This is a genomic window from Pseudomonas caspiana, from assembly GCF_040224095.2.
GTDB lineage: Bacteria > Pseudomonadota > Gammaproteobacteria > Pseudomonadales > Pseudomonadaceae > Aquipseudomonas > Aquipseudomonas caspiana.
Genome location: NZ_CP167995.1, coordinates 5,356,039 through 5,379,268, shown reverse-complemented (window position 1 = coordinate 5,379,268; position 23,230 = coordinate 5,356,039). Strand labels below are relative to the sequence as shown.

The following is a 23,230-nucleotide window of genomic DNA, read 5'->3' as shown; positions in this document are numbered from 1 at the left end:
GATTGGTTCGAAAGCCTGGCGTATGCCGGATCGCAGCCTTCGGCAGCTCCTACAGGTTTTCAACTCTGTAACCCCACGAACAACTGATGACGAGACCCCATGGCCAATCCCAGCGCTAGCTCTTATAACGCAGACGCCATCGAAGTCCTCTCGGGCCTCGACCCGGTTCGCAAGCGGCCGGGCATGTACACCGACACTTCGCGGCCGAACCACCTTGCCCAGGAAGTCATCGACAACAGCGTCGACGAAGCTCTGGCAGGCCATGCCAAAGCGGTGCAGGTGATTCTGCATGCCGACAACTCGCTGGAAGTGTCCGACGACGGTCGCGGCATGCCGGTGGACATTCACCCGGAGGAAGGTGTTTCGGGTGTCGAGCTGATCCTCACTAAACTCCACGCGGGCGGCAAGTTCTCCAACAAGAACTACCAGTTCTCCGGTGGTCTGCACGGTGTGGGTATTTCGGTGGTCAACGCGCTGTCGACGCTGGTCAAGGTCCGGGTCAAGCGCGATGGCAATGAATATGAAATGTCCTTCACTGACGGCTACAAGGCGTCGGAGCTGGAAGTTGTCGGTACGGTTGGCAAGCGCAACACCGGTACCAGCGTGTACTTCGCGCCGGACCCCAAGTATTTCGACACCCCGAAGTTCTCGGTCAGCCGCCTCAAGCATGTGCTCAAGGCCAAGGCAGTGCTGTGTCCGGGGCTGCTGGTCAGCTTTGAAGACAAAGCCACTGGCGAAAAAGTCGAGTGGCATTACGAAGATGGCCTGCGTTCCTACTTGCAGGATTCGGTTAGCGACTTCCTGCGTCTGCCGGATGAACCGTTCTGCGGCAGTTTTGCCGGTAATAAAGAAGCGGTCGACTGGGCGCTGCTCTGGTTGCCGGAAGGCGGCGACAGCGTTCAGGAAAGCTACGTCAACCTGATCCCGACGGCGCAAGGCGGTACCCACGTCAACGGTTTGCGTCAGGGCTTGCTTGATGCAATGCGTGAGTTCTGCGAATACCGCAACCTGCTGCCGCGGGGCGTTAAGCTCGCGCCGGAAGACGTCTGGGAGCGCATCGCTTTCGTGCTGTCGATGAAAATGCAGGAGCCACAGTTCTCTGGTCAGACCAAGGAACGCTTGTCGTCCCGCGAGGCTGCGGCGTTTGTCTCCGGCGTCGTCAAAGATGCCTTCAGCCTGTGGCTCAACGCTAACTCCGATCTGGGCATGCAGCTGGCTGAACTGGCGATCAACAACGCCGGTCGTCGTCTCAAGGCCAGCAAGAAGGTTGAGCGCAAGCGCATTACTCAAGGCCCGGCATTGCCTGGCAAACTGGCTGATTGCGCCGGGCAGGACCCTATGCGTTCCGAGCTGTTCCTGGTGGAAGGTGATTCCGCTGGCGGTTCGGCCAAGCAGGCGCGTGACAAGGAGTTTCAGGCGATCCTGCCGTTGCGCGGCAAGATTCTCAACACGTGGGAAGTCGATGGTGGCGAAGTACTCGCCAGTCAGGAAGTCCACAACATTGCCGTCGCCATTGGTGTTGACCCTGGTGCGGTGGACATGAGTCAGCTGCGCTACGGCAAAATCTGCATCCTCGCTGACGCCGACTCCGATGGTCTGCACATCGCGACGTTGCTGTGCGCGCTGTTCGTCCAGCACTTCCGTCCGCTGGTGGATGCCGGACACGTGTATGTCGCCATGCCGCCTCTGTACCGCATCGACTTGGGTAAAGACATTTACTACGCACTGGACGAAGCCGAGCGCGACGGGATTCTGGACCGTCTGGTGGCCGAGAAAAAACGCGGCAAGCCGCAGGTCACGCGATTCAAGGGTCTGGGTGAAATGAACCCGCCGCAACTGCGTGAAACCACCATGGATCCCAATACCCGTCGTCTGGTGCAACTGACGCTGGACGATTTTGAAGTGGCGTCGGAAATGATGGACATGCTGCTGGCCAAAAAACGCGCCGGTGATCGCAAAAGCTGGCTGGAGTCCAAAGGCAACCTCGCCGAGGTTCTGACTTGATGCAAAGCGCCCCGGTGTCCCTGACACCGCGCGATAGCGCCAAACCCGCAGGCGTGCGCTCCTACAGATCCTGTGTTTGCTTCGCGACTGCGCTGCTTGCAACTCTGCTGGCCGCCCCGGCATTCGCAGCCCCTTTGCCAGAGTTGGCGCTTGTCTCTGAGCATCCCGTAGACGGCATGGTCGGCGGCAATCTTTCTGGGCTGGCGGTGTGCAGTGGTCAGCTATGGGCCATATCGGATCGCGACGACGACCTGCTCTACCGCATGGATATGACGAAAAACGTCTGGCTGGCTCAGTCGGAGAAGATTGAGGTGCCGCCTGCGCCGGAAAGTGATTTACCGGCCAATTTGCGTTCGCTGGCCAAGTTATCGTCCTTCGTGCGCGGTGGCAGTCTGGATTTCGAAGGCATCAGTTGCGATGCGGCTGGCAATAAATATGTCGTCAGCGAGGCCCATGCCGAGGTGCTCAAGGTGCCTGCCGAAGGCGCGCCAGTCTGGCTGAAATTGCCGAGCGAACTGGTTGCACAGGCGCGCGCCAACGGCATGTTGCAACACTTCAACGCTATTTTCGAAGGGCTTGCAGTCAGCCCGCAAGGTGACCGGTTGTGGCTGGCCGCCGAGCGCGATCAGCGTGGTTTGCTGGTGGTCAGTCGTGATCAGGACACTTGGCACTGCAAGGGCAGTTGTGTGCTGCGCACTGAACCGGGGAAAGAAGTATTGCCACCACAGGTTGGCGGAAAATCGGTTTCCCGTGATTTTGCCGATTTGTCGCTGTTCAACGGCAAGCTGTTTACCCTGGAGCGTTCGGCCTATCGTATTTGCCGACGCGCTCTGGAGACGGGCAAGAGTGAGCAGTGTTGGTCGTTCGCCAAAGAGGCGTTGATGCCCAACCGGCTTTACGACCAGCCGTTCGCCCTGACCGAGGCACTGGTGGTGGATGAGACTGGCGCCTGGATCGGCATTGATAACAATTTTGATAAGCGCGCCGACGGCGAGACACGTCCAATCGTTTGGCGTTTCGCGGCGCCTGCTGGCGGTTGGAGCGCGCAGCGGTGAGTCAGCAGCCTCCCGGCAAGCGTGCGGGAAAGGTGCTGATGATCGTTGCCTGGGCGGCGGGGCTGTTTCTGGCAACGCGCTTTTTTGGCGAGTGGGAAGACAAACAGGAAAATCCCAACGCTGTGGTCACTTCGCAGCACGGTGATGGTTACGTTGAAGTGCAGTTGGTGGGTAATCGCCAAGGGCATTTTGTCAGCACCGGGAAGATCAACGATCATCTCGTGCAGTTTTTACTGGATACCGGTGCCACTGATGTGGCGATTCCGGGCGAGGTGGCCGACACCTTGCAGTTGCAGCGCGGTGCGCCGGTCTGGGTCAACACTGCCAATGGGCGCAGTGAGGGCTTTCGGACTTCCATCGAGCGCCTGCAACTGGGCGATATAGTCCTGCACAACGTGCGCGCCCTGGTGGTGCCCGGTCTGGACGGAGAACAAGTGCTGCTGGGTATGAGCGCAATGAAACAACTCGAATTTACTCAGCGCGGCGGCACCATGCTGCTGCGTCAGACCACGAAATAATGAGGCCCGCATGAGCGACTCCCTTGACCTCAGCCTGGATGGTGTAGAACGCCGGTCACTGGCTGACTTCACCGAACAGGCCTACCTCAACTACTCCATGTACGTGATCATGGACCGTGCCTTGCCGCACATCGGCGACGGCCTCAAGCCTGTGCAGCGACGCATCGTCTACGCCATGAGCGAGCTGGGCCTGGATGCCGATTCCAAGCACAAGAAGTCGGCGCGTACCGTCGGCGACGTACTCGGTAAGTTTCACCCGCACGGCGACTCGGCCTGTTATGAAGCCATGGTGCTCATGGCTCAGCCGTTCAGCTACCGCTACACGCTGGTAGACGGGCAGGGTAACTGGGGTGCGCCGGATGATCCGAAATCCTTCGCGGCCATGCGTTACACCGAGGCGCGCCTGTCGCGTTACTCCGAAGTGCTGCTCAGCGAGTTGGGCCAGGGCACTGCGGACTGGGTGCCGAACTTCGACGGGACCCTGGACGAACCAGCTGTTTTGCCAGCACGTTTGCCGAATATTCTCCTCAATGGCACCACCGGTATTGCCGTGGGTATGGCCACTGACGTGCCGCCGCATAACTTGCGAGAGGTCGCCACTGCTTGCGTGCGCCTGCTCGATGAGCCGAAAGCTACCGTTGAGCAACTGGTTGAGCACATTCAAGGTCCGGATTACCCGACCGAAGCAGAGATCATCACGCCGCGTGCCGATCTGCTGAAAATGTACGAAACCGGCAAGGGCTCGGTGCGCATGCGCGCTGTGTACCACGTGGAAGATGGCGACATCATCGTCACTTCGCTGCCGCATCAGGTTTCCGGTGCCAAGGTACTCGAGCAGATCGCTGCCCTCATGCAGGCCAAGCCTTCCAAGGCACCGCAGGTCGCGGACCTGCGTGATGAGTCCGACCACGAAAACCCTTGCCGCATCGTGATCATCCCGGTGAACAGCCGTGTCGATCATGAAGCGCTGATGCAGCACCTGTTCGCTACTACTGATCTGGAGTCCAGCTACCGGGTCAACATCAATATCATTGGTCTGGATGGCAAGCCGCAACTTAAAAACCTGCGCGCATTGCTGGTTGAATGGCTGGAGTTCCGTGTCCGCACGGTACGCCGTCGTCTGCAATTCCGCCTCGACAAGGTGGAGCGTCGTCTGCACCTGTTGGACGGTTTGTTGATCGCTTACCTCAACCTGGATGAAGTGATCCACATCATCCGTACCGAGGAACATCCGAAGGCGAAGCTGATCGAGCGCTTCGAATTGAGCGAAATTCAGGCCGACTACATCCTGGATACGCGCTTGCGTCAGTTGGCGCGCCTCGAAGAGATGAAGCTGCGTAACGAGCAGGATGAGCTGAACAAAGAGCGCACCAAGTTGCTGGCCCTGTTGGGTAGCGAAGCCAAGCTGAAGAAGCTGGTCCGCACCGAACTGCTCAAAGACGCTGAAACCTATGGCGACGACCGCCGCTCGCCTATCGTGGAGCGCGCTGAAGCCAAGGCCATGACCGAGCACGACCTGCTGCCGAATGAGAAAGTGACCGTCGTATTGTCGGAAAAAGGCTGGGTGCGCTCTGCCAAAGGCCATGACATCGACGCGACCGGGCTTTCCTACAAGGCAGGGGACGGTTTCCAGACGGCTGCAATGGGTCGCTCCAACCAATATGCGGTATTTATCGACTCCACGGGCCGTAGCTATTCGTTGGCGGCTCATACCTTGCCGTCAGCGCGAGGGCAGGGTGAGCCGTTGACCGGCAAGCTCCAGCCACCGCCAGGCGCTACGTTTGAGTGTGTGTTGCTGCCTGAAGATGATGCGTTGTATGTCATTGCTTCGGATGCGGGCTACGGCTTCGTGGTTAAGGGCGAGGATTTGCAGGCCAAGAACAAGGCCGGCAAAGCGTTGCTGAGTCTGCCGAACGGAGCCAGGGTCATGTTGCCACGGCCGGTTGCTGATCGTGAGCAGAACTGGCTCGCTGCTGTGACCACCGAGGGACGTCTGCTGATCTTCAAGATCAGTGACTTGCCTCAGCTAAGCAAGGGCAAAGGTAACAAGATCATCGGGGTTCCAGGGGACCGAGTCGCCAGTCGCGAAGAGTATGTGACTGATATCGCGGTGATACCACAAGGTGCCACGCTGGTCTTGCAGGCTGGTAAACGTAATTTGTCACTCAAGCCTGATGATCTGGAACATTACAAGGGCGAGCGTGGGCGTCGTGGCAATAAATTGCCCCGTGGCTTCCAGCGGGTCGATGCGTTATTGGTGGAAAACGCCTCTTAATACCCTTTTACAGCTATCGGTCTTCGTTTTGCCATGAAGATCGACGCATAATCGCTGGAGTCATGACGCATATTCACGGATGATATGACGTCTTGAGGCGCAAGCGTGGCTGAGTGCCTGCACGAATTTGTTGAGTTATACACTGTGGCTTGCCTGGCGGCGGCCACCTGGATGGGACGATGAATCTTCTACGCCTTCCCTTTGTTTTGTTGATGACCGGTGTTTTGGGTCTGGCTGGTTGCAGTGTGCACCAACCGACCTCGCTATATCAGCTGGACAGCGGTACACCGGGGCAACCCACGCACGATAAGGGTCTGGCTGTTTTACTTGGGCCAGTCTCAGTGGCGGACTACCTGCAACGCGAAACATTGTTGCAACGTCAGCCGGACGGTAGCCTGACTGCTTCGACCGACGGTCGTTGGGCAGGTAGCCTGTCTTCGGATATTGATCAGCTGCTGCTGCGCCAATTGGCGTGGAAGCTGGACAGCCAGCGTGTCGTGCTGGCGCCTGCGGCGGCGAACTTCACACCTGATGTGCAGGTGGTGTTGTCTATCAGCCGCTTGGACTCGGGCGCGAAGCAGCCAGCGATTTTGGATGCTCAATGGCGTTTGGTCGATCGCAAAGGCAACGTGCGGGACAGCCGGATTGTTCACCTGGAAGAGCTTCACGCCGGGACTTCTGCCGATCAGGTGCGAGCCCAGGGGTTGTTGCTCCAGCGTTTGGCTGATCAGTTGAGTTCTGCGGTCAAGCCGATTTCCTGGCAGCCAGTGGAGGAGCCCAAGAAAGCTCCAGTAGCTCGGGCAAAAGAGCCTGAGAAACCAAAAATCCCTATGGCCTCACCGATACGCACTGATCTGGAAGTGTTCCGCTTCTAGAAACGACGCAAACAAAAAGCCCGCAGCGATGCGGGCTTTTTTGTGGGCTGCTATCTGGCATTCCCTGCAGGAGCTGCCGACGGCTGCCAATGGCGGTATTTCAGCGAAATCGCTTTCACAGCCTTCGGCAGCTCCTACAGGTTCTATGTTTTTCAGAACCATCCGCGATTTGGTCAAGGTTGCCCAAGGCCATCGATCGCGGTGCTCGTGCGCTCCTACAGGTGAAGGCGGAAGGTATCCGCAATCAGACCTTGCGCGCTGTCTCGTGCATACGCGCTAACTGGCGCTCAAGCATTGATGGATAGGGCTCCATCAGGCGCTCCACACAGCATGCACCTTCGGGACTTGCGATCGGGCGGATGCGGGCGCGCTGACGGATCAGTGCGTCATCATTGATCTTGCGCTCAACCAGCAACAGGTTGCGGCTGTGTTGCGACAGGGCCAGAGCGTCTTGTGCGGTTTCGGTCAACAACAAGTCGATCTGACTCAAACCTGCCAGACCTTCGCCGAGTGTCAGGCCCAGCTGCAATTGCAGGGTGATGCCGCTGTCTGCGACCTCAATCTGCAATGCATGGCTCAAGGCACGCAACAACTCGCCGCAGCAGATGGCGTTGGTCAGGTAGTCGTCGCCGCTTTCCTGACTATGGAACAACATCAATGTGCTGCCATCGTTCAGGGTATGCAATTCGCCTTCGTAAAGCGACGAAGCCTGATCCAGGCAATCACGATAGCGCTGCAGCAGATCCGTCAGGCGCGCTCGAGGCAGGCGACGCAGTTGATCTTGCGAGCCGAGCTGTACCGCCAGTACGGCGCTAGGCTGTGGGGTGCTTGGGGCGACCGTTTTACTGACCTGCGGTGCGGCGCTGGTATTGTCGCGCAGGTCGGCAAACGGGTCTTCCTCGTCTTCTTCATCTTCCTCGGCGACCAGACGACGCTGTACCGGTGGCGCAGGCAAACGTGGCTTGGGCGCCTCGTCAAAGCCTGGCTCGCGGGCGGAGCGGCCTTTGGCGGCAGGCTCTACTTCCTCGTCTTCCACATAAAGATCATCCGACTCATCTTCAGCGTATTCCGGCTCTGGTTCAGGCTCCGGTTCTGGCATTGGCGGTGCGAAGGATGCACGTAACTGGCGAGCCAGATCACCGATTTCATCCTGGCGTTCTACAGCCGGAGTGTACGGATCGATATCCCGCAGCCAGATCCGCAATTGCAGCAGCGGAGTGGAAATGTGTCGGCCTAGGCGCAGGCTCAGAGCCAAAGCGAGCGCCAGCAGGATGCCCGCGAGGATACCCATGCTTTGCAGGCTGATGGTCATCGGCTGCTGGAATTGAGACATGTCCAGACTGATCCGCAGATGCCCGGCCATCGTGTCCTGGAAGGTAATCTTGATTTCGTAGAGACCTTGCGCTTCGCCCAGCAGACCGTTTTTCGGGCGCTGACCGGCTTCGGCGAGGATACGATTGTCCACGCTGTAGATCGCGGCATGCGCGACCAGCGGGTTCTTCACAAGATTGCCCAGCAGCACGTTGAGACTGAGGATGTCGTTGGACACCAGCAGCTCCGTGGCGGAGGTCGCAGTTTGCGTGGTCAGTGCCTGACCCAGCGCATCGGCCTGCTCATGCATGGCCTGCTTGAACTGCAAACCCATCACGCCGGCGTAGATCATCAGCGCCAGGGCGACGAGGATCACGTTGTGGCTAGCGATGCGCAAAGCAATCGGTACACGGCGATGGCGCAATGCCCGGAAGATCAGCAGGAAGAAATTATCAGTTTTAACAGGCGTGGGCCGGTTCACAGAGCACGGCTCTTTCGAAGAAGTTGCCGCGCAGTATAACGAGCGACCTAGGAGCGGCAAAGCGCTGCCTGTGCCCGATGGTCACTGAAAGTGGTTAGAATGCGGTTTTTTTCCACTGCTGGGGTGCCCCTTGCGCGAAATCGTCCTGATTAACATCACTGGTGAAGACCGTCCCGGCCTCACTGCGACCATCACCGGCGTGCTTGCCGAGGGTGGCGTGAGCATCCTCGATATCGGCCAGGCGGTGATTCACGGCGTCATGTCGTTCGGCATTCTTGTCGAAATCCCCGACACCGAGCAGGGGGCTTCTGTCCTTGCGGCCATTCAATCGGCGGCGCATGCACTGGATCAGCAGGTGCGCATCAGTCCGCTGTCTGAGGCGGATTATCAGCAGTGGGTCGACAGTCAGGACAACCCGCGGCACATCGTGACGCTACTGACCCGCAAAGTGACTGCCGAACAGTTGCAGCGTGTCGGCTCTATTACGACCCGGCACGGCCTGAGCATTGACAGCATTGATCGTCTGTCCCGGCGCATGCCGCTGGATGCGCCGACTGATCACGGCAAAGGCTGCGTTGAGTTCTCTGTGCGAGGCGAACCCGCTGACGCCAAGGCTTTGCAGGCTGAGTTCCTGCAGGCTGCCGAGGAATTGAACGTCGATATCGCTTTCCAACAAGACTCGTTGTACCGCCGCAACCGGCGCCTGGCGGTGTTTGATATGGACTCCACCCTGATTGAAGCTGAGGTCATCGACGAGTTGGCCAAGGCTCACGGGGTAGGCGATCGGGTTTCTGAGATCACCGAGCGCGCGATGCGTGGTGAACTGGACTTCAGCGCCAGCTTTAAAGAGCGTCTGGCCTTGCTCAAAGGTCTGGACGTCAGCGTGCTGGACGAGATCGGTACTTCGCTTCGGTTGACCGAGGGGACCGAAGTTCTCTTCGCCGAACTCAAACGTCTGGGCTACAAGACCGCGATTCTGTCGGGCGGCTTCACCTACTTTGCCAAGCAGTTGCAGGCCCGACTGGGGATCGACTATGTCTTCGCCAACGAGCTGGAAGTGGTCGATGGCAAATGCACAGGCGTTGCCGTTGAACCTATCGTCAATGCCCAGCGCAAGGCGGATTTGTTGCGCGAGCTGGCAGCGAAGGAAGGCTTGAGTCTGGAGCAGACCATTGCGGTGGGCGACGGCGCCAACGACTTGCCGATGCTGGCCATCGCCGGTCTGGGCGTCGCATTCCGCGCCAAGCCACTGGTCAAGCAATCAGCCAGACAGGCAATCTCTACGTTAGGGCTGGACGGGGTGCTGTATCTGTTGGGCGTCAGAGAGCGAGAAGGGCGCGGCTAAAGCTATGGGTTTGAACCAGTGAGAGCGAATTTATTCGCGCAGGCTGCATTTCAAGAGATAGAAATGTATGGGATTGTCCCGGCCTCTTCGCGAATGAATTCGCTCCCACCGCACGGATGTGTTGCTCTTTAAAGCGACGACCACAGCGAATCGAATTCCTGTTCTGCTTTTGGCGCTCCGCCTCCCGCTGCGCCAGGCAGTTCGAAGGTCTCGTATTCGAACTGGTTGTAACTGCCGCTGCTGGTGCGCTGGTGGCCCAACAGGCCGCGGTGCTCTTCTCCGGCAATGTTGATCATGACGTTGTTGCCCTCTTTGAAGGGCAGTCTCGGCGCCAGCAGGGTTGCCGGTTGCTCGATCGCACGAATTTCCGGCAGCAACAACGCACGCATGTATGGGCTGTTCTGTTCGGGGCGAACGATTTGCAGGCCGCAAGGCTGAGCAAAAGGGGCGATCAGTTCGATCCCCATTTGCGTGCCACCGCTGCGCACCTGGCGTACCCAGCGCACAACCGCGACACTCCAGCCCTGACCGGCGTCATCCTGAATCCCGACTAACTCCCCGGCCTGTAACTGCTGCGGCACATCCTTGGGCCATGCCAGGCAGTAACCGCCAGGGCTGTGGTTGACGATGTTCAGTTCAAAGGTCGGGAATGTCTGCTGAGCGTTGGATGCCGCATCCGTGCCGTCGGCGTCGGGCTGTTCATACTGGATTTCCTCGTAAGGCAGCATGAGCGCTGAAGTAGTGCCGCGCTGAGTATCGAAGGCTCTGCCCCAAGGATCGTCGGCTTTATCGGCCACCAACTGCAGCGTGAACTCAGCCGCCTTGGTGGCCGGCACTTGTAGCATGTCACTGAAAGAGCGTTTGCCGCCCAGGTAATAATGCAAGGCGCTCATGCCTATGCACAGGCTCAGGCTGCCCTGGCCGGGCGTACGCTGAAACGTGCGTTCGGCGACATCGCCCCATGCCGCAGCGAGATGCTCCAGCAAGTCGGGTGAGAAACCCTGAGGGACCAGAAGTGGCGATTGTGCCCGCTGGTCTGCCGGAGTTTCGATGTAACGGCTGATCATCGCCGCTAACGCCTGGGTGTTCAGGCCGAGCAGGACAGGGTACTGCTCTTCGGGAAACAGCGATTTATAAAGCGGCGGCTTGTCATGTTTTGCTGACAGTGCGAACAGACTGTTTTCGTCAGTCGGAGACTGCAGCCGGACAAATGGACTCCACGCATCAAGGACATCGGCAAGACGGCCAATGTTGAGCTGGCGCATCTGGTTGCAACGCGAGCAACCCATCAGCAAGGCAATGATATAGGTCTGTTCTACCGTTAACGCATGCGCATGGATGGCCTGCTCATCCGCGACCGGGGCGTTCTGTAGCCCGTGCTCGCAGGTAATCTGATAGATCTTGTGCATCTCCAGCCAAAGGCCTTCCTGCACGGGGCAATACAATTGATTGGCGCGAATCAGTGGGCCGTTGAGGCATTGCAGTGCCCGTTGAAGTGCCGTGGTGAGCAGAGCAATGCGGTCTTTGCTGAGTCGTGGGCTGACGCGCTCGATGATCAGCTTGTAGCCCACAGCGAGATGGTTTTGCAGCGCCTGACAAAGATTGGCCACTTTTCGCGGGCGTTCATCAAGCACGATGGCCTGATTGAGGAAGTGACGCTCCAGATGCTTGCAGACGAAATGTACTTCGGGACGCAGCAGTTCAAGCAGTTGCAGTCGATTGTCGCTGGGCGTCAGCAGTTGATTGAGTTCAGTAAGGCCTTGATAGAGCTGACGAGCTGTTTCACCCAGGTTTGCTTTAGGCAGCGTTGATATCCAACGCTTGAGATCCTTGGGCGTCGCTTCACAGAATGTCAGGCTCGACTGTGTTGGCGCGGGAACGCGCAACAACACAGGAAGGCTCAAATTACTCATGTGACAGGCTAACTCCAACTACCCACTCTGGCCCGAACGGCGGCATTGAATCGATGCAGTAATAACAGTCCTCTGTTAAAGAACTGAAATCCACATCAATCAAATACGAAGTTTCCTACAGAGCCGGTGTTGGAACTCTAGCAGCATCGGCCTGCTGCCGCAGCCCCGCAGACGAATCTAACGGTGCCGGCTCGAGGGGAAACGTCATGATACGGCTATCAGACCTTGATAGTGGCACATAGTGCCACTATTTTACTGTTTCAAACCTGTACGGGCAGTGCCAAGGCCTGGCCCATGCGCACTGGCGATGTCGCAGTGAGTTGCTCGGCCCACTTCACTTGCTCAGGGCCAAACAGGACGATGGCGGTGGAGCCCAGCTTGAAGCGGCCCATTTCTGCACCTTTCTCCAGATGGATCGGCGCACGAGCGGCTTCGTCATAACGGAACGTTTTCAGCTCGCGTTTTGGAGGCGTCACCAGGCCTGCCCAGACGGTTTCAACGGAGGCCACGATCATCGCGCCGACCAGCACCACGGCCATGGGGCCGCGCTCGGTATCGAAGACGCAGACAACGCGCTCGTTACGGGCGAACAGCTCAGGCACGTTTTCGGCTGTAGTCTGGTTAACCGAGAAGATCCGGCCCGGCACATACACCATTTCACGCAACGTACCGGCCAGCGGCATGTGCACGCGGTGATAGTCCTTGGGGGACAGGTAAACGGTCGCAAACTCGCCACCCATGAACGGCGCGGATAACGCCGGGTCGCCGCCCAGCAGCTCCAGCACGCTGAAGCTGTGGCCTTTGGCCTGGAAAATACGGCCCTGTTCGATGCGGCCCAACTGGCTGATCGCGCCATCTGCAGGGCTCAGGATGGCACCGGGCGTTTCATCGAGCGGGCGAGCGCCGGGTTTCAGAGCACGGGTGAAGAAGGCGTTGAAGTGTTCATAGGCGCTCAAGTCCTCGACCTGCGCTTCAGACATATTGACCTGATAGCGACGGGCGAACCATGCGGTAAAGGCATTCTTGAACCAGCGCACGCGGCACTCGGCAACACAGCCCGCCAGACGCGACAGCAAGTGATGCGGTAGCAGGTACTGGCTGAGGATAAACAGACGCTCTTTCATCAAAATTCCTGAATTTAATGCTTAAAAATGAGCTGGGTTTTCAGCGTTCAACAGGCGTATCGGGGTGGTTGCCCCATTCGCCCCATGAACCGGCATAGCCTTTGACTCGAGGGTAACCCAGCGCCTTGGCGACCAGATAGGTGAATCCTGATCGGTGGTGTGTCTGGCAGTGAGTAATGACTTCTTTATCTGCAGTAATGCCCAGGCTGTCGAGAATCTCTGCGATATCTTCACGGATGCGCAGGTTACGCGCCTTATCCATGCCCGCAGTCCACTCGAAATTGATCGCGCCTGGAATATGACCACCTTTGGCAGCGACAACTTTTTCGCCAGAGTACTCAAGCGGCCCGCGAGCATCCCAGATTGCCAGATCGGCAGCGCCCAGGCGACTTTGCACATATTCGCGCGTGGCCGTGGGGGCGTCGTGCAGTTGCAGCTCGACAGGTGCACCAGCCGGTGTCGGAACCTCAGTGGATAAAGGCAAGCCTTCAGCCTCCCAGGCCAGCAGGCCACCATCGACGTAGTGGTATTTGGCGTGACCGATTACATCCAGTAACCAAATAAATCGGCCGGCCCAGCCGCCGCCTTCGTCGTCGTAGACCACATACACCGCATTGGCGTTGTGGCCCAGTTCGCCGAACAGGGCTTGCAGATCGGTTTGAGCAGGCAGCAGACCGGGCGCTGGAGGCTGGCCCAACTGGGTACGTTTCGGATCAACGAAATGCGCGCCGGGAATGTGTCCGGCGTCGTAGCGGGCGCTGCTGGTCAGATCTACCAGGATCAGTTCCGGAGCATCCAGGCGATCCTTCAGGTCGCTTGGTTCAATGACCAACGGCAAACCAGAGAAGACGGACATGTGCAGCCTCCAATTCGAAAAAAGAGGCGAATTGTAGCCCAGCTGTCAGGCTTTGCGACCACTAAAGCTTGTGAGAGCCCGTTCGATGCACTGGCAGGTTTTACCGAAAGCCTGCACCGAGGTTTCTGAAAACAACCCACCGCCCTGATCTGCCACAACCAGCATCAATACTTTGTTGTTGCTGCTCAGAGATCTAATCAGCCAGTGCTTGCCCGGGAACAGGGCGCGGAGATTGCCCGGCAGTAGTGCAGAGAACTGTTCGATGTTGGCGGGAGTCATGCGCAACTGAGTCGGCTGTGCCAGCAAGCGCTGCAGCACGGTGCTTTCTTTTATAGACAGCGCCAGAGACGTCGCTTCATTACGCAGACCTGCGATCTGATGAACGCGCAACATGGTCCCGGTCTTGTCTGCCATCAGGAGCATCACCCGTTCCATGCCACAGGAGACCAATGCGTCGCGAGCAGTGGTGGTCAGGTGCATGGCGTTGGAGAACGGGCTCGGGGTTGCCAGCAGTTCGGCGCAGAGCTTTCGCCAGTTTTGCAGGGCATCAGGCGAGGGTGGCGGGGCTGCCTGTAATTTGCTGTGAATCCGGCGGGTTGCCCATGGCCAGATCAGGGCTTCTGCCGGGTGCCATAAAACCGGATCGTGATGGTTGCGAGCGCTACTGGCCGCATTCTGGTGGGCCTGTTGTTGCACGTTGTCCATGGTCTGTTGCAGGTAAAGACTGCTCAGTAACTCCCAGCGCAGGCAGTGTGGGCTGTCCCATGCCTGTTGGGCGGCGAGTGCCAGGCCATTTCCCAGTAGAACCGTATTGGCGGGCTGGTTAAACCAGCGACGCAGGTTTGGATCGGCATCCATCAACTGTTGCTGTTGCAACGGGTCGTCGTTTGCCCGGGCTATGTGCAACGCCTTGACCAAGTGCCGTCGTTCGCTGATCAGTAATTTGTAGCCTTGAGTGACCCATAGAGGCAGGCGCCACAGGGTAGCCAACTCCATACACAGCTCCAGCAGGCTGACGCCAAACAGGGCTTTTTCTACTGCGCGGGACGACTCGCCCTTGTGTATGACCCGCAGTTCCCACTCATCCAGCAATTTTGGATGCGCCAGTGCGATCGGCCACAGGGGCGCCAGAAACAACAAGCTGCCCAAGTGGATGTCTTGCCACAGGCGAGCGAGCCGACTGGCAAACAAGCCGTTGGCCTGCTGCGTCGCGTGCTGGCTGATCAGCAGTAATTGGCGGAAGGTGACCGGGATTTTTTCGTTTTCCAGCGCGGGTAGCCGATTGAGTAACACCTCGGTGCGCGCCAGGCCCAACCGAGTGATTGCCACTTCCAGACTTTCCGCCGGCTCGGTCAAGCCAGTGCTTTTATGATTGGCTTCACGCATCACGCTCAGTACCAGCGCCGGGCTGTCCTGCATCATGTCGGCGATGTCCCGCAGCGAGCGGCGACTGTCGTTCAGTGCGCTGCGCACTTTACTGTGGCTGGCCAGAGGAACCGGCAATGCAATGCCGTCCAATTGTTTGAGCCACGCATCGAGTGTGTTCGGGACGGGAAGCTGTGAAGACTTTTCTGGCGGCATGCATCAAGGCCCGTGCGACTGAAATTTAGGCAGTGGACACTGCGAAATCATTGGGTGAGACCCGTGTTTGCGGGCTCCCGTTCAACGGCCAACTGGCTTTTCTATTTTTCAGGCTATAGTCTGGCCCACATATGCCGATAAGTAGAAGAAGAGTTTCAAGAACTTCCGAACACGTCCCTGAACCCGACTCAGTAAGTACTTTCTACCTATGGCTAAAATTATCGGCATCATCGTCGTTTTCGCGAGCGTGCTCGGCGGCTACGTCCTTTCACACGGCAAAATCGCTGCGTTGTGGCAGCCGTTTGAGGTCGTGATCATTGGCGGTGCTGCCTTTGGTGCATTCATGCAGGCCAACCCTGGCTACATGACCATGCACGTGGTCAAGAAGTCGCTGAAGATGTTTGGTACTCGCTTTACGCATGCCTTCTATCTTGAAGTGCTGGGCCTGGTTTACGAAATTCTCAACAAGAGTCGTCGTGAAGGCATGATGGCGATTGAAGGGGACATCGAAGACGCAGCGGCCAGTCCTATTTTTGCCAAGTACCCAGGCGTTCTGAAAGACGAACGCATGACTGCCTACATTTGTGACTACCTGCGCATCATGTCGTCCGGCAACATGGCTCCCCACGAGCTGGAAGGGCTGTTCGATATGGAGCTGCAAAGCATCAAGGAAGAACTTGGCCATCCTTCCCATGCCGTGACGGGTATCGCTGACGGCATGCCCGGGTTCGGTATTGTCGCGGCGGTACTGGGTATCGTGATTACCATGGCTTCCCTGGGGGACGGCGACAAGGCAGCCATCGGTAACCACGTAGGTGCGGCATTGGTGGGTACCTTCTTCGGTATTATCGCGGCCTATGGCTTCTTCGGCCCACTGGCCACTTCTCTGGCCCATGATGCCAAGGAAGAGCTAAACGTTTATGAAGCCATCAAAGCTTCATTGGTGGCTTCGGCTTCCGGTATGCCGCCTTCGCTGGCCGTGGAATTCGGTCGCAAGGTTCTCTATCCCGCGCATCGGCCCAGCTTCAGTGAGCTGGAACAAGCGGTTCGCGGTCGCTGAGTCATGGAAAATAATCAGCCAATAATCATCAAGCGCGTCAAGCGCTACGAGGGCGGGCACCACGGCGGCGCATGGAAAATCGCGTTCGCCGACTTTGCGACCGCTATGATGGCTTTCTTTCTGGTGCTGTGGCTGCTGTCTTCGGCTACGCCGGAGCAACTGGTCGCTATCGCCGGGTACTTCAAGGACCCGGTCGGGTTTTCGGAAAGTGGTTCGCCCTATGTGATTGATCTGGGTGGCTCGCCGGAAATGTCACCCGACCAGACCTTGAACCCGGAAATCAAGAACACCCCGACGCCGGACACTGTTCCAATCGAGGCCGAAACGGCGGAAGCCAAGGCGGAGGAGGTTGAGCAAGAGCGTCTTGAGTTGCTGCTGCAGGAATTGCAGAACAAGGTTAACGAGAACCCTGAACTGCAGAAATTCAAGGACCAGATCCATTTCGAGATTACTCAGGATGGCCTGCGGATCCAGATTACCGACGCGGATAACCGTCCGATGTTCGACTCGGGCAGTTCGCGGCTCAAGCCGTATTTCGAGGACATTCTGCTGGCCATGGCCGACACCATTAAAGCGGTGCCGAACAAGATCAGCGTTAGTGGCCATACCGACGCCAAGCCTTACACGGGCAATGGCGAGTTTGGTAACTGGGAGCTTTCGGCCAACCGTGCCAATGCTGCTCGCCGCGCCCTGGTTGCGGGTACTTACCCTGAAGGTCAGGTGGCTCGCGTGGTCGGCTATGCCTCATCGCTGCTATATGACCGTAATCAGCCGCTGAACCCGGTCAACCGCCGCATCGACATCGTGGTCATGACCAAGAAGGCGTTGCAGCGCATGGAAGGCAGTCAGAACAGCGGTGCCGGTGATTCACATCCTGCAGCGCCTGCTCCGGGCGCAGCGCCTGGGGCGTCGAACATACAGCCGGCTGATCCGCAGCCCTACGCCCAGCCGCGTGAACTGCGTCAGAAGCTCAACCTGTTCGAAGACGGCACCTTGAAGCTGGATGAAACGAAGAACTAGCGTTCAGCGGAAAAACAAAAAGCCCGGATCTCGAAAGAATCCGGGCTTTTTTGTGGGCCGCTAAACCTGTAGGAGCTGCCGAAGGCTGCGAAAGCTTTCTGTCAGACAGCACCGTTTCGCAGCTTGCGGCAGCTCCTGCAAGGTGAAGGGCGCTTCTTCAATAACTGCTTTCCGGCAAGCTGGCGATGATCGAGCGATAGCTGTTCATGCGCTGCTGTTGCACGCGGCCTTCTTCCAGAGCGATCAGCAAAGCACAGCCGGGCTCGCGGTCATGTTTGCAGTCGCGGAAGCGGCAGGTGCCAATCAGTTCGTTGAACTCGATGAAGCCCGCCTCTACATCCGCACGGCTTACATGGCCCAGGCCAAACTCACGAATACCCGGAGAGTCGATCAGGTCGCCGCCACGAGGGAAGTGGAACAGCCGCGCCGTAGTCGTGGTGTGCGTGCCTTGCCCAGAAAGCTCGGACAGTGGGCCTACGCGAGTTTCGACCTCAGGCAACAAACTGTTGACCAGAGATGACTTGCCCACGCCTGACTGACCGACGAATACGCTGATATGCCCGTCCAGTTGAGCTTGCAGTTGCTGCATACCATCGCCGTGGTGCGCAGAGACTTCAAGTACCGGATAACCCAGTGTCCGGTAAACCTCCAGCAGCGCGTTAAGCGCCGGGGCGTTCTGCTCGTTGATCAGGTCGAACTTGTTCAGCAGCAGTAGCGGACGAATGCCCGCATGCTCTGCGGCCACCAGATAACGGTCGATCAGGTTGGCGTGAGGCTCCGGCATTGGTGCAAACACAATGACGATCAGATCGACGTTGGCGGCAACCGGCTTGAGTTGCCCGCGGCTATCAGGGCGGCACAGCTCCGTGGTGCGCGGCAGTTGCGCGACGATAACGCCGATGCCTTGGTTGCCAGCGCGCCAGACGACGCGATCACCGGTAACCAGTGCAGGCAGATTGGCGCGCAGGTGGCAGCGGAAAACCTGACCCGCCTGATCGCCGTCCTGCGCTTCGACTTCGACTTGTACGCCGAAGTGAGCGATCACCAACCCCGTTTGCTCGGGGCCAAGGTCGCCGCCCTCAAGTGTTTCCAGCGTTTGGGATTCGCGTTTGGCGGCGCGGGCAGCGCGCTCGCCTTGAATTTTTTCGATGCGCCAGTTTTGACGACGATTGAGTTGGCGTTTGGCCATGGGTGTTCCGAGTGATAAAGCAGCTGATAAGTAAACGCGGGGGAGTCTAGCACGGCGGGGTGAGCTAAACTGCGCGCCTACGCTGAGGAGCCAAATATGCAGAGCAAGCAGAACCTGATCTGGATCGATCTGGAAATGACCGGTCTGGACCCAGACACCGACGTCATCATTGAAATGGCCACGATCATTACTGACAGCCAACTCAACACCCTGGCTGAAGGTCCGGTCATCGCGGTGCACCAGAGTGATGAAACCCTGGCCAGAATGGACGAGTGGAATACCCGTCAGCACGGCGGCTCGGGCCTTACCCAGCGGGTTCGCGAGAGCACGATCAGCATGGCTGAGGCCGAAGCTCAGACCCTTGAGTTCATCAAGCAATGGGTCCCGGAGCGCAGCTCACCGATCTGCGGCAACAGTATTTGCCAGGATCGTCGCTTCCTTTATCGGCACATGCCGACCCTGGAACACTACTTCCACTACCGCAATCTGGACGTTTCCACGCTCAAAGAGCTGGCTGCCCGTTGGTCGCCTGAGCTGAAGTTCCAGAAGGGCAGCACCCATCTGGCGCTGGATGACATCCGCGACTCGATCGCCGAGCTGCGCTTTTATCGCGAGCATTTCATTAAAGGCTGATGCATCCATCATTCCTGTAGGAGCTGCCGAAGGCTGCGATTGCGGCGTGTCAGATGCGACGGTTTCGCAGCCTTCGGCAGCTCCTACAGAAATTGGTTGTGATCGGTAATTTCGCTCTTTGCCCTCTTTTGGTGCTTGCCCTAAACTGCGCGGCTTCGTCGCAGGGACTGCCGCCATGTTGTTGATGCTCTATCTGATCGCTATTACCGCTGAAGCCATGACCGGCGCGCTGTCTGCTGGCCGACGGGGCATGGACTGGTTTGGGGTGGTGTTGATCGCCTGCGTCACAGCACTTGGCGGTGGTTCGGTGCGTGATGTATTGCTGGGCCATTACCCGCTGACGTGGGTCAAGCACCCGGAATACCTGATCCTGACCAGCGTCGCAGCCTTGCTGACCATCTTCATCGCACCGCTGATGCGCCATCTGCGCTCGCTGTTTCTGGTGCTCGACGCGCTTGGTCTAGTGGCTTTCACCCTGATCGGCACGATGACCGCACTGGAAGCCGGGACCGGCTTGCTGGTGGCGTCAGTGTGCGGGGTTATCACCGGAGTATTTGGCGGCATCCTGCGGGATATTTTCTGCAACGACATTCCTCTGGTATTCCGTCGCGAGCTATACGCCAGCGTCTCGTTCCTCGCGGCCTGGTGCTTTCTGCTGTGTCAGCATCTGCAGTTGCCTGAAGAGCAGAGCATCCTGATTACCCTGTTTGGTGGCTTGCTGCTGCGGCTATTGGCTATCCGGTTTAACTGGAACATGCCGAAGTTTGTCTACAAGGGTGATGAGCACTAACCGGTAGGAGCTAACTTGTTCGCGAGGATTTCTGTCATTCGATGCGAATTCATCGGTTGAAGTAATTTCTCGCGAACAAGTTCGCTCCAGCCGTTAACCGCGGTGTTGGTGCTGCCGCAAAGCCCACTCCACATGCTCCCTCACCAACTCCGACGGATACTCACGCCGCGCCTCAAGCGCCTCAAGCACGGGGATCGTCGACGGCGCATTACCCAACCCCACCGCCAGGTTGCGCAACCAACGTTCGTAACCGGCGCGGCGTAGGGGTGACCCTTCGGTATTGCTGAGGAATTTATCCTCGTCCCACATGAACAACTCCGCCAAACCCGCGTTATCCAGATTATGGCGTGGCTGGAAATCACTTTGGTCGGTCGGGCGGGCGAAGCGATTCCATGGGCAAACGATCTGGCAGTCATCGCAACCGAACACCCGGTTGCCGATGAGCGGCCTGAGCTCCTCGGGGATGGCGGTTTTCAATTCAATGGTCAGATAAGAAATGCAGCGTCTGGCATCCAGCACATAAGGCCCAACGAAGGCAGCGGTGGGGCAAATGTCCAGGCACGCAGTGCAGCGGCCGCAATGTTCGGTGGCATGGGGAGCGTCCACCGGCAATGGCAGGTCGACAAACAGCTCACTCAGGAAGAAGAAACTGCCAGCCTTGCGATTGAGCACCAGCGTGTTCTTGCCAATCCAGCCAAGCCCGGCCTTTTCGGCGATGGCTTTCTCCAGCACCGGGGCGCTGTCAACGAAGGCGCGATAGCCGAACGGGCCGATGGCTTGCTGGATGCGCTCGGCCAGTTGCTGAACACGTTTGCGGATCAACTTGTGATAATCGCGACCCAGAGCGTAGCGGGACACGTAGGCTTTTTCCGGCTCAGTCAGGCGCTGAGTCATCTCGGTGTCACCCGGCAGGTAATCCATGCGCAACGACACTACCCGCAAGGTGCCGGGTACCAGCTCTTCAGGATGCGAACGTTTGCTGCCATGCGCTGCCATATAGTCCATCTCGCCGTGATAGCCCGCCTCAAGCCAGCGCTCAAGGTGTTGCTCATGTTCGGCGAGATCGAGCCCGGCAATCCCGACTTGCTGAAAACCCAGCTCGCGGCCCCACTCCTTGATCGATTGAGCAAGGGTGACAAGGTCAACAGTATTGGGCGAATCAACAGTAATTACGGGCATGCGCAAGGAGAAACCGGGTGGAGGTGCGTATAATTCTGCCAGACATCGGAGCCAAGAGACGCATGGTCGACACGAATCCCCAATTACCCGACGCGCTGTACAGTGCCGCGCAGGTCCGCGAACTGGACGCACAGCTCATTGCTGCGGGTACTTGCGGCGGTGAATTGATGCAACGGGCCGCCCATGCGACGTGGCGTGCGCTGCGTCGACACTGGCCCGAAGCGCGGGAATTGAGCGTGCTGGCCGGTCGCGGCAACAACGCGGGCGACGGTTATCTGATCGCCGCTCTGGCGCGCAAAGCGGGCTGGAATGTTCAGGTGTTCAGCGTGGCCGATCCCGCCGCGCTGGCTGGCGATGCCGCTGACGCTTACCGCGCGGCAGTCGCTGCTGGTCTGAATGTTCAATCGTGGGCTGATCAGCCGTTGCGCGGCATTGTGCTGGATGCGCTGCTGGGGACTGGCTTGAACGGTGACGTTCGCCAGCCGTACGCCGCGGCAATCGAGTCGATCAATGCCAGTGGCTTGCCGGTCGTGGCGGTGGATATTCCCTCCGGGCTGAGCGCCGATACCGGACGTACTCTGGGTGTCGCGGTGCGGGCCGATCTGACCGTGACCTATATAGGCTTGAAGCTGGGCCTGCTGACCGGTGATGCACCGGACCTGGTGGGCGAGCTGGTATTCGACGACTTGCAGGCTGATCCGGCCATTGTCGCTCACGCCACTCGCAGCGCGACTCGCCTTGATACCTTCAATCTGCCGCATCTGGCTTCACGCCCTCGCACTGCTCATAAAGGTCTGTATGGTCGGGTGCTGGTGATTGGCGGCGATCATGGTTTCGGCGGGGCCTGTCTGCTGAGTGCTGAAAGTGCTTTGCGCTGTGGCGGGGGCATGGTCACGTTGGCGACCCGAGCCGAACACATTCCTGCTGCGCTGACTCGCATGCCCGAAGTGATGAGCGCGGCGATTCGTTCGGCTAACCAGTTGATGGCATTGATTGAGCCCGCCAGTGTTCTGGTGGTCGGCCCTGGCATGGGGCAAGCCGCCTGGGGCCGTAGCCTGCTGTCAGCGGCGGCCAATGCTCAACGTCCGCAAGTGTGGGACGCCGATGCCCTTAATCAGTTGGCGCAAGGTTTTGTTTCACTTCCCGAGGGCAGCGTTATTACCCCGCATCCTGGCGAGGCTGCGCGCTTGCTGGGGATGACCACTAAACAAGTCCAGGCTGACCGCCCTGCTGCCGCGCGGGCACTGGCCGATAAATACCAGGCGGTTTGTGTATTGAAGGGCAGCGGCAGCCTGATCGCTGACGTCGATGGGCAATTAATGCTGTGTGATCGCGGCCATCCGGCCATGGCGACTGCGGGTCTGGGCGATGTCCTCGCCGGGCTGATCGGTGCGCTGATGGCGCAAAAAATGAAACCGTTCGATGCGGCGTGTCTGGCGGTCTGGCTGCATGCCAGCGCTGGACAGCGGGTCGGCGAAGCGGGCCGTGGGCTGGCGGCCAGTGATTTGATTCCAGCCATTCGTCAGTTATTGGAGGAGCAGCAACCGTGTCTGAGTTAACGCTGCATTTGGTCGGTGAAGAGGCCATGACCAGCTTTGGTGAACGTATTGCCCAGGTGACTCAAGGGAGCGGCGTTATTTTTCTGGAAGGGGATCTGGGCGCAGGGAAAACCACGCTTTCACGGGGCATCATCCGTGGCCTCGGGCATGAGGGCGCGGTCAAGAGTCCGACCTTCACCTTGGTCGAACCCTATGAAATTGGTTCGGTTCGCGTATTCCACTTCGACCTGTATCGATTGGTCGACCCCGAGGAGCTTGAGTACCTGGGCATCCGCGATTACCTGGAAGGCGATGCACTTTGTTTGATCGAGTGGCCCCAGCTCGGTGCAGGCTTTTTGCCAAAGCCTGACCTGACCATTACCATTAGGCAGCATGCGCAAGGTCGAGCACTGACTTTGAGCCCGACGGGCTCGCGTGGCGAAACCTGGTGTGCCGCTTTGGCGTTGGAATTCAAATAGAAAT

The 23,230-nt window shown here is 58.5% G+C and carries 19 protein-coding genes; 12 read left to right on the top strand and 7 right to left on the bottom strand.

Annotated elements, in window-relative coordinates:
• Positions 1 to 99 precede the first annotated feature (99 nt).
• The 5 genes from parE (at position 100) to ABRP31_RS24375 (ending at position 6,727) form a co-directional block, all read left to right on the top strand.
• A complete protein-coding gene (gene parE / locus ABRP31_RS24395; RefSeq protein WP_087269927.1) occupies positions 100 to 2,004 on the top strand; it encodes a DNA topoisomerase IV subunit B in 1,905 nt (634 codons plus the stop codon).
• Complete coding sequence (locus ABRP31_RS24390; RefSeq protein WP_349971892.1) at positions 2,004 to 3,059, top strand: esterase-like activity of phytase family protein; 1,056 nt, start codon at positions 2,004 to 2,006, stop codon at positions 3,057 to 3,059. Before parE ends, ABRP31_RS24390 begins: the two co-directional genes overlap by 1 nt.
• 38 nt (positions 3,060 to 3,097) lie before the next feature.
• Positions 3,098 to 3,577, top strand: a complete 480-nt coding sequence (locus ABRP31_RS24385) for a TIGR02281 family clan AA aspartic protease (RefSeq protein ID WP_087270041.1) — start codon at positions 3,098 to 3,100, stop codon at positions 3,575 to 3,577.
• 10 nt (positions 3,578 to 3,587) lie between these two features.
• Positions 3,588 to 5,852: a DNA topoisomerase IV subunit A gene (parC, locus tag ABRP31_RS24380; RefSeq protein ID WP_087269924.1), complete on the top strand. Its 2,265-nt coding sequence runs from the start codon at positions 3,588 to 3,590 to the stop codon at positions 5,850 to 5,852.
• A gap of 179 nt (positions 5,853 to 6,031) precedes the next feature.
• A complete protein-coding gene (locus ABRP31_RS24375) occupies positions 6,032 to 6,727 on the top strand; it encodes a membrane integrity-associated transporter subunit PqiC (RefSeq protein WP_087269921.1) in 696 nt (231 codons plus the stop codon).
• A gap of 244 nt (positions 6,728 to 6,971) precedes the next feature.
• On the opposite strand, the gene ABRP31_RS24370 is transcribed toward ABRP31_RS24375, so the two are convergent.
• Positions 6,972 to 8,519 (bottom strand): AhpA/YtjB family protein, encoded by a 1,548-nt coding sequence (locus tag ABRP31_RS24370; protein ID WP_349971893.1) that lies wholly within the window; start codon positions 8,517 to 8,519, stop codon positions 6,972 to 6,974.
• Between the two features lie 130 nt (positions 8,520 to 8,649).
• Between ABRP31_RS24370 and serB the strand changes: the two genes are divergently transcribed.
• A complete protein-coding gene (gene serB / locus ABRP31_RS24365) occupies positions 8,650 to 9,864 on the top strand; it encodes a phosphoserine phosphatase SerB (protein ID WP_349971894.1) in 1,215 nt (404 codons plus the stop codon).
• A gap of 128 nt (positions 9,865 to 9,992) precedes the next feature.
• Here the strand turns inward: serB and ABRP31_RS24360 are convergent, their stop codons facing one another.
• The 4 genes from ABRP31_RS24360 to ABRP31_RS24345 all read right to left on the bottom strand — a co-directional run bounded on the left by ABRP31_RS24360 (position 9,993) and on the right by ABRP31_RS24345 (position 15,338).
• Positions 9,993 to 11,777 (bottom strand): molecular chaperone, encoded by a 1,785-nt coding sequence (locus ABRP31_RS24360; RefSeq protein WP_349971895.1) that lies wholly within the window; start codon positions 11,775 to 11,777, stop codon positions 9,993 to 9,995.
• Between the two features lie 260 nt (positions 11,778 to 12,037).
• On the bottom strand, positions 12,038 to 12,907 hold the full coding sequence (gene asd / locus ABRP31_RS24355) for an archaetidylserine decarboxylase (protein ID WP_349971937.1): 870 nt from the start codon (positions 12,905 to 12,907) through the stop codon (positions 12,038 to 12,040).
• Between the two features lie 34 nt (positions 12,908 to 12,941).
• Positions 12,942 to 13,757, bottom strand: coding sequence for a thiosulfate sulfurtransferase (gene rhdA, locus ABRP31_RS24350; RefSeq protein ID WP_349971896.1), 816 nt, complete (start codon positions 13,755 to 13,757; stop codon positions 12,942 to 12,944).
• A gap of 45 nt (positions 13,758 to 13,802) precedes the next feature.
• Positions 13,803 to 15,338: an HDOD domain-containing protein gene (locus tag ABRP31_RS24345; protein ID WP_349971897.1), complete on the bottom strand. Its 1,536-nt coding sequence runs from the start codon at positions 15,336 to 15,338 to the stop codon at positions 13,803 to 13,805.
• Positions 15,339 to 15,546: 208 nt separating this feature from the next.
• Between ABRP31_RS24345 and motA the strand changes: the two genes are divergently transcribed.
• The gene (gene motA, locus ABRP31_RS24340; protein WP_087269900.1) at positions 15,547 to 16,398 is read left to right on the top strand and encodes a flagellar motor stator protein MotA; all 852 of its coding nucleotides are present in this window, start codon (positions 15,547 to 15,549) and stop codon (positions 16,396 to 16,398) included.
• A 3-nt stretch (positions 16,399 to 16,401) separates the two neighbouring features.
• A complete protein-coding gene (gene motB / locus ABRP31_RS24335; RefSeq protein WP_087269897.1) occupies positions 16,402 to 17,418 on the top strand; it encodes a flagellar motor protein MotB in 1,017 nt (338 codons plus the stop codon).
• Positions 17,419 to 17,575: 157 nt separating this feature from the next.
• Here the strand turns inward: motB and rsgA are convergent, their stop codons facing one another.
• Positions 17,576 to 18,607, bottom strand: coding sequence for a small ribosomal subunit biogenesis GTPase RsgA (gene rsgA / locus ABRP31_RS24330; protein WP_087269894.1), 1,032 nt, complete (start codon positions 18,605 to 18,607; stop codon positions 17,576 to 17,578).
• A 96-nt stretch (positions 18,608 to 18,703) separates the two neighbouring features.
• On the opposite strand from rsgA, the gene orn reads away from it, so the two are divergent.
• Positions 18,704 to 19,240 (top strand): oligoribonuclease, encoded by a 537-nt coding sequence (gene orn / locus ABRP31_RS24325; protein ID WP_349971898.1) that lies wholly within the window; start codon positions 18,704 to 18,706, stop codon positions 19,238 to 19,240.
• Between the two features lie 175 nt (positions 19,241 to 19,415).
• The gene (locus tag ABRP31_RS24320) at positions 19,416 to 20,030 is read left to right on the top strand and encodes a trimeric intracellular cation channel family protein (RefSeq protein WP_087269888.1); all 615 of its coding nucleotides are present in this window, start codon (positions 19,416 to 19,418) and stop codon (positions 20,028 to 20,030) included.
• Positions 20,031 to 20,123: 93 nt separating this feature from the next.
• Here the strand turns inward: ABRP31_RS24320 and queG are convergent, their stop codons facing one another.
• A complete protein-coding gene (queG, locus tag ABRP31_RS24315) occupies positions 20,124 to 21,209 on the bottom strand; it encodes a tRNA epoxyqueuosine(34) reductase QueG (protein ID WP_349971899.1) in 1,086 nt (361 codons plus the stop codon).
• A 62-nt stretch (positions 21,210 to 21,271) separates the two neighbouring features.
• Here queG and ABRP31_RS24310 point away from each other — a divergent pair, with 62 nt between their 5' ends.
• On the top strand, positions 21,272 to 22,768 hold the full coding sequence (locus ABRP31_RS24310) for an NAD(P)H-hydrate dehydratase (RefSeq protein WP_349971900.1): 1,497 nt from the start codon (positions 21,272 to 21,274) through the stop codon (positions 22,766 to 22,768).
• Positions 22,756 to 23,226 carry a tRNA (adenosine(37)-N6)-threonylcarbamoyltransferase complex ATPase subunit type 1 TsaE gene (tsaE, locus tag ABRP31_RS24305; protein ID WP_349971901.1) on the top strand — a complete coding sequence of 157 codons (471 nt, stop codon included), beginning with the start codon at positions 22,756 to 22,758 and terminating at the stop codon, positions 23,224 to 23,226. Before ABRP31_RS24310 ends, tsaE begins: the two co-directional genes overlap by 13 nt.
• Positions 23,227 to 23,230 lie beyond the last annotated feature (4 nt).

What these genes read in the sequence shown, in the direction of transcription:
- parE (WP_087269927.1), top strand. Translation starts at nt 100, where the DNA reads ATGGCCAATCCCAGCGCTAGCTCTTATAACGCAGACGCCATCGAAGTC.
- ABRP31_RS24390 (WP_349971892.1), top strand. Translation starts at nt 2,004, where the DNA reads ATGCAAAGCGCCCCGGTGTCCCTGACACCGCGCGATAGCGCCAAACCC.
- ABRP31_RS24385 (WP_087270041.1), top strand. Translation starts at nt 3,098, where the DNA reads ATGATCGTTGCCTGGGCGGCGGGGCTGTTTCTGGCAACGCGCTTTTTT.
- parC (WP_087269924.1), top strand. Translation starts at nt 3,588, where the DNA reads ATGAGCGACTCCCTTGACCTCAGCCTGGATGGTGTAGAACGCCGGTCA.
- ABRP31_RS24375 (WP_087269921.1), top strand. Translation starts at nt 6,032, where the DNA reads ATGAATCTTCTACGCCTTCCCTTTGTTTTGTTGATGACCGGTGTTTTG.
- ABRP31_RS24360 (WP_349971895.1), bottom strand. Translation starts at nt 11,777, where the DNA reads ATGAGTAATTTGAGCCTTCCTGTGTTGTTGCGCGTTCCCGCGCCAACA.
- rhdA (WP_349971896.1), bottom strand. Translation starts at nt 13,757, where the DNA reads ATGTCCGTCTTCTCTGGTTTGCCGTTGGTCATTGAACCAAGCGACCTG.
- ABRP31_RS24345 (WP_349971897.1), bottom strand. Translation starts at nt 15,338, where the DNA reads ATGCCGCCAGAAAAGTCTTCACAGCTTCCCGTCCCGAACACACTCGAT.
- motA (WP_087269900.1), top strand. Translation starts at nt 15,547, where the DNA reads ATGGCTAAAATTATCGGCATCATCGTCGTTTTCGCGAGCGTGCTCGGC.
- motB (WP_087269897.1), top strand. Translation starts at nt 16,402, where the DNA reads ATGGAAAATAATCAGCCAATAATCATCAAGCGCGTCAAGCGCTACGAG.
- rsgA (WP_087269894.1), bottom strand. Translation starts at nt 18,607, where the DNA reads ATGGCCAAACGCCAACTCAATCGTCGTCAAAACTGGCGCATCGAAAAA.
- orn (WP_349971898.1), top strand. Translation starts at nt 18,704, where the DNA reads ATGCAGAGCAAGCAGAACCTGATCTGGATCGATCTGGAAATGACCGGT.
- ABRP31_RS24320 (WP_087269888.1), top strand. Translation starts at nt 19,416, where the DNA reads ATGTTGTTGATGCTCTATCTGATCGCTATTACCGCTGAAGCCATGACC.
- queG (WP_349971899.1), bottom strand. Translation starts at nt 21,209, where the DNA reads ATGCCCGTAATTACTGTTGATTCGCCCAATACTGTTGACCTTGTCACC.
- ABRP31_RS24310 (WP_349971900.1), top strand. Translation starts at nt 21,272, where the DNA reads ATGGTCGACACGAATCCCCAATTACCCGACGCGCTGTACAGTGCCGCG.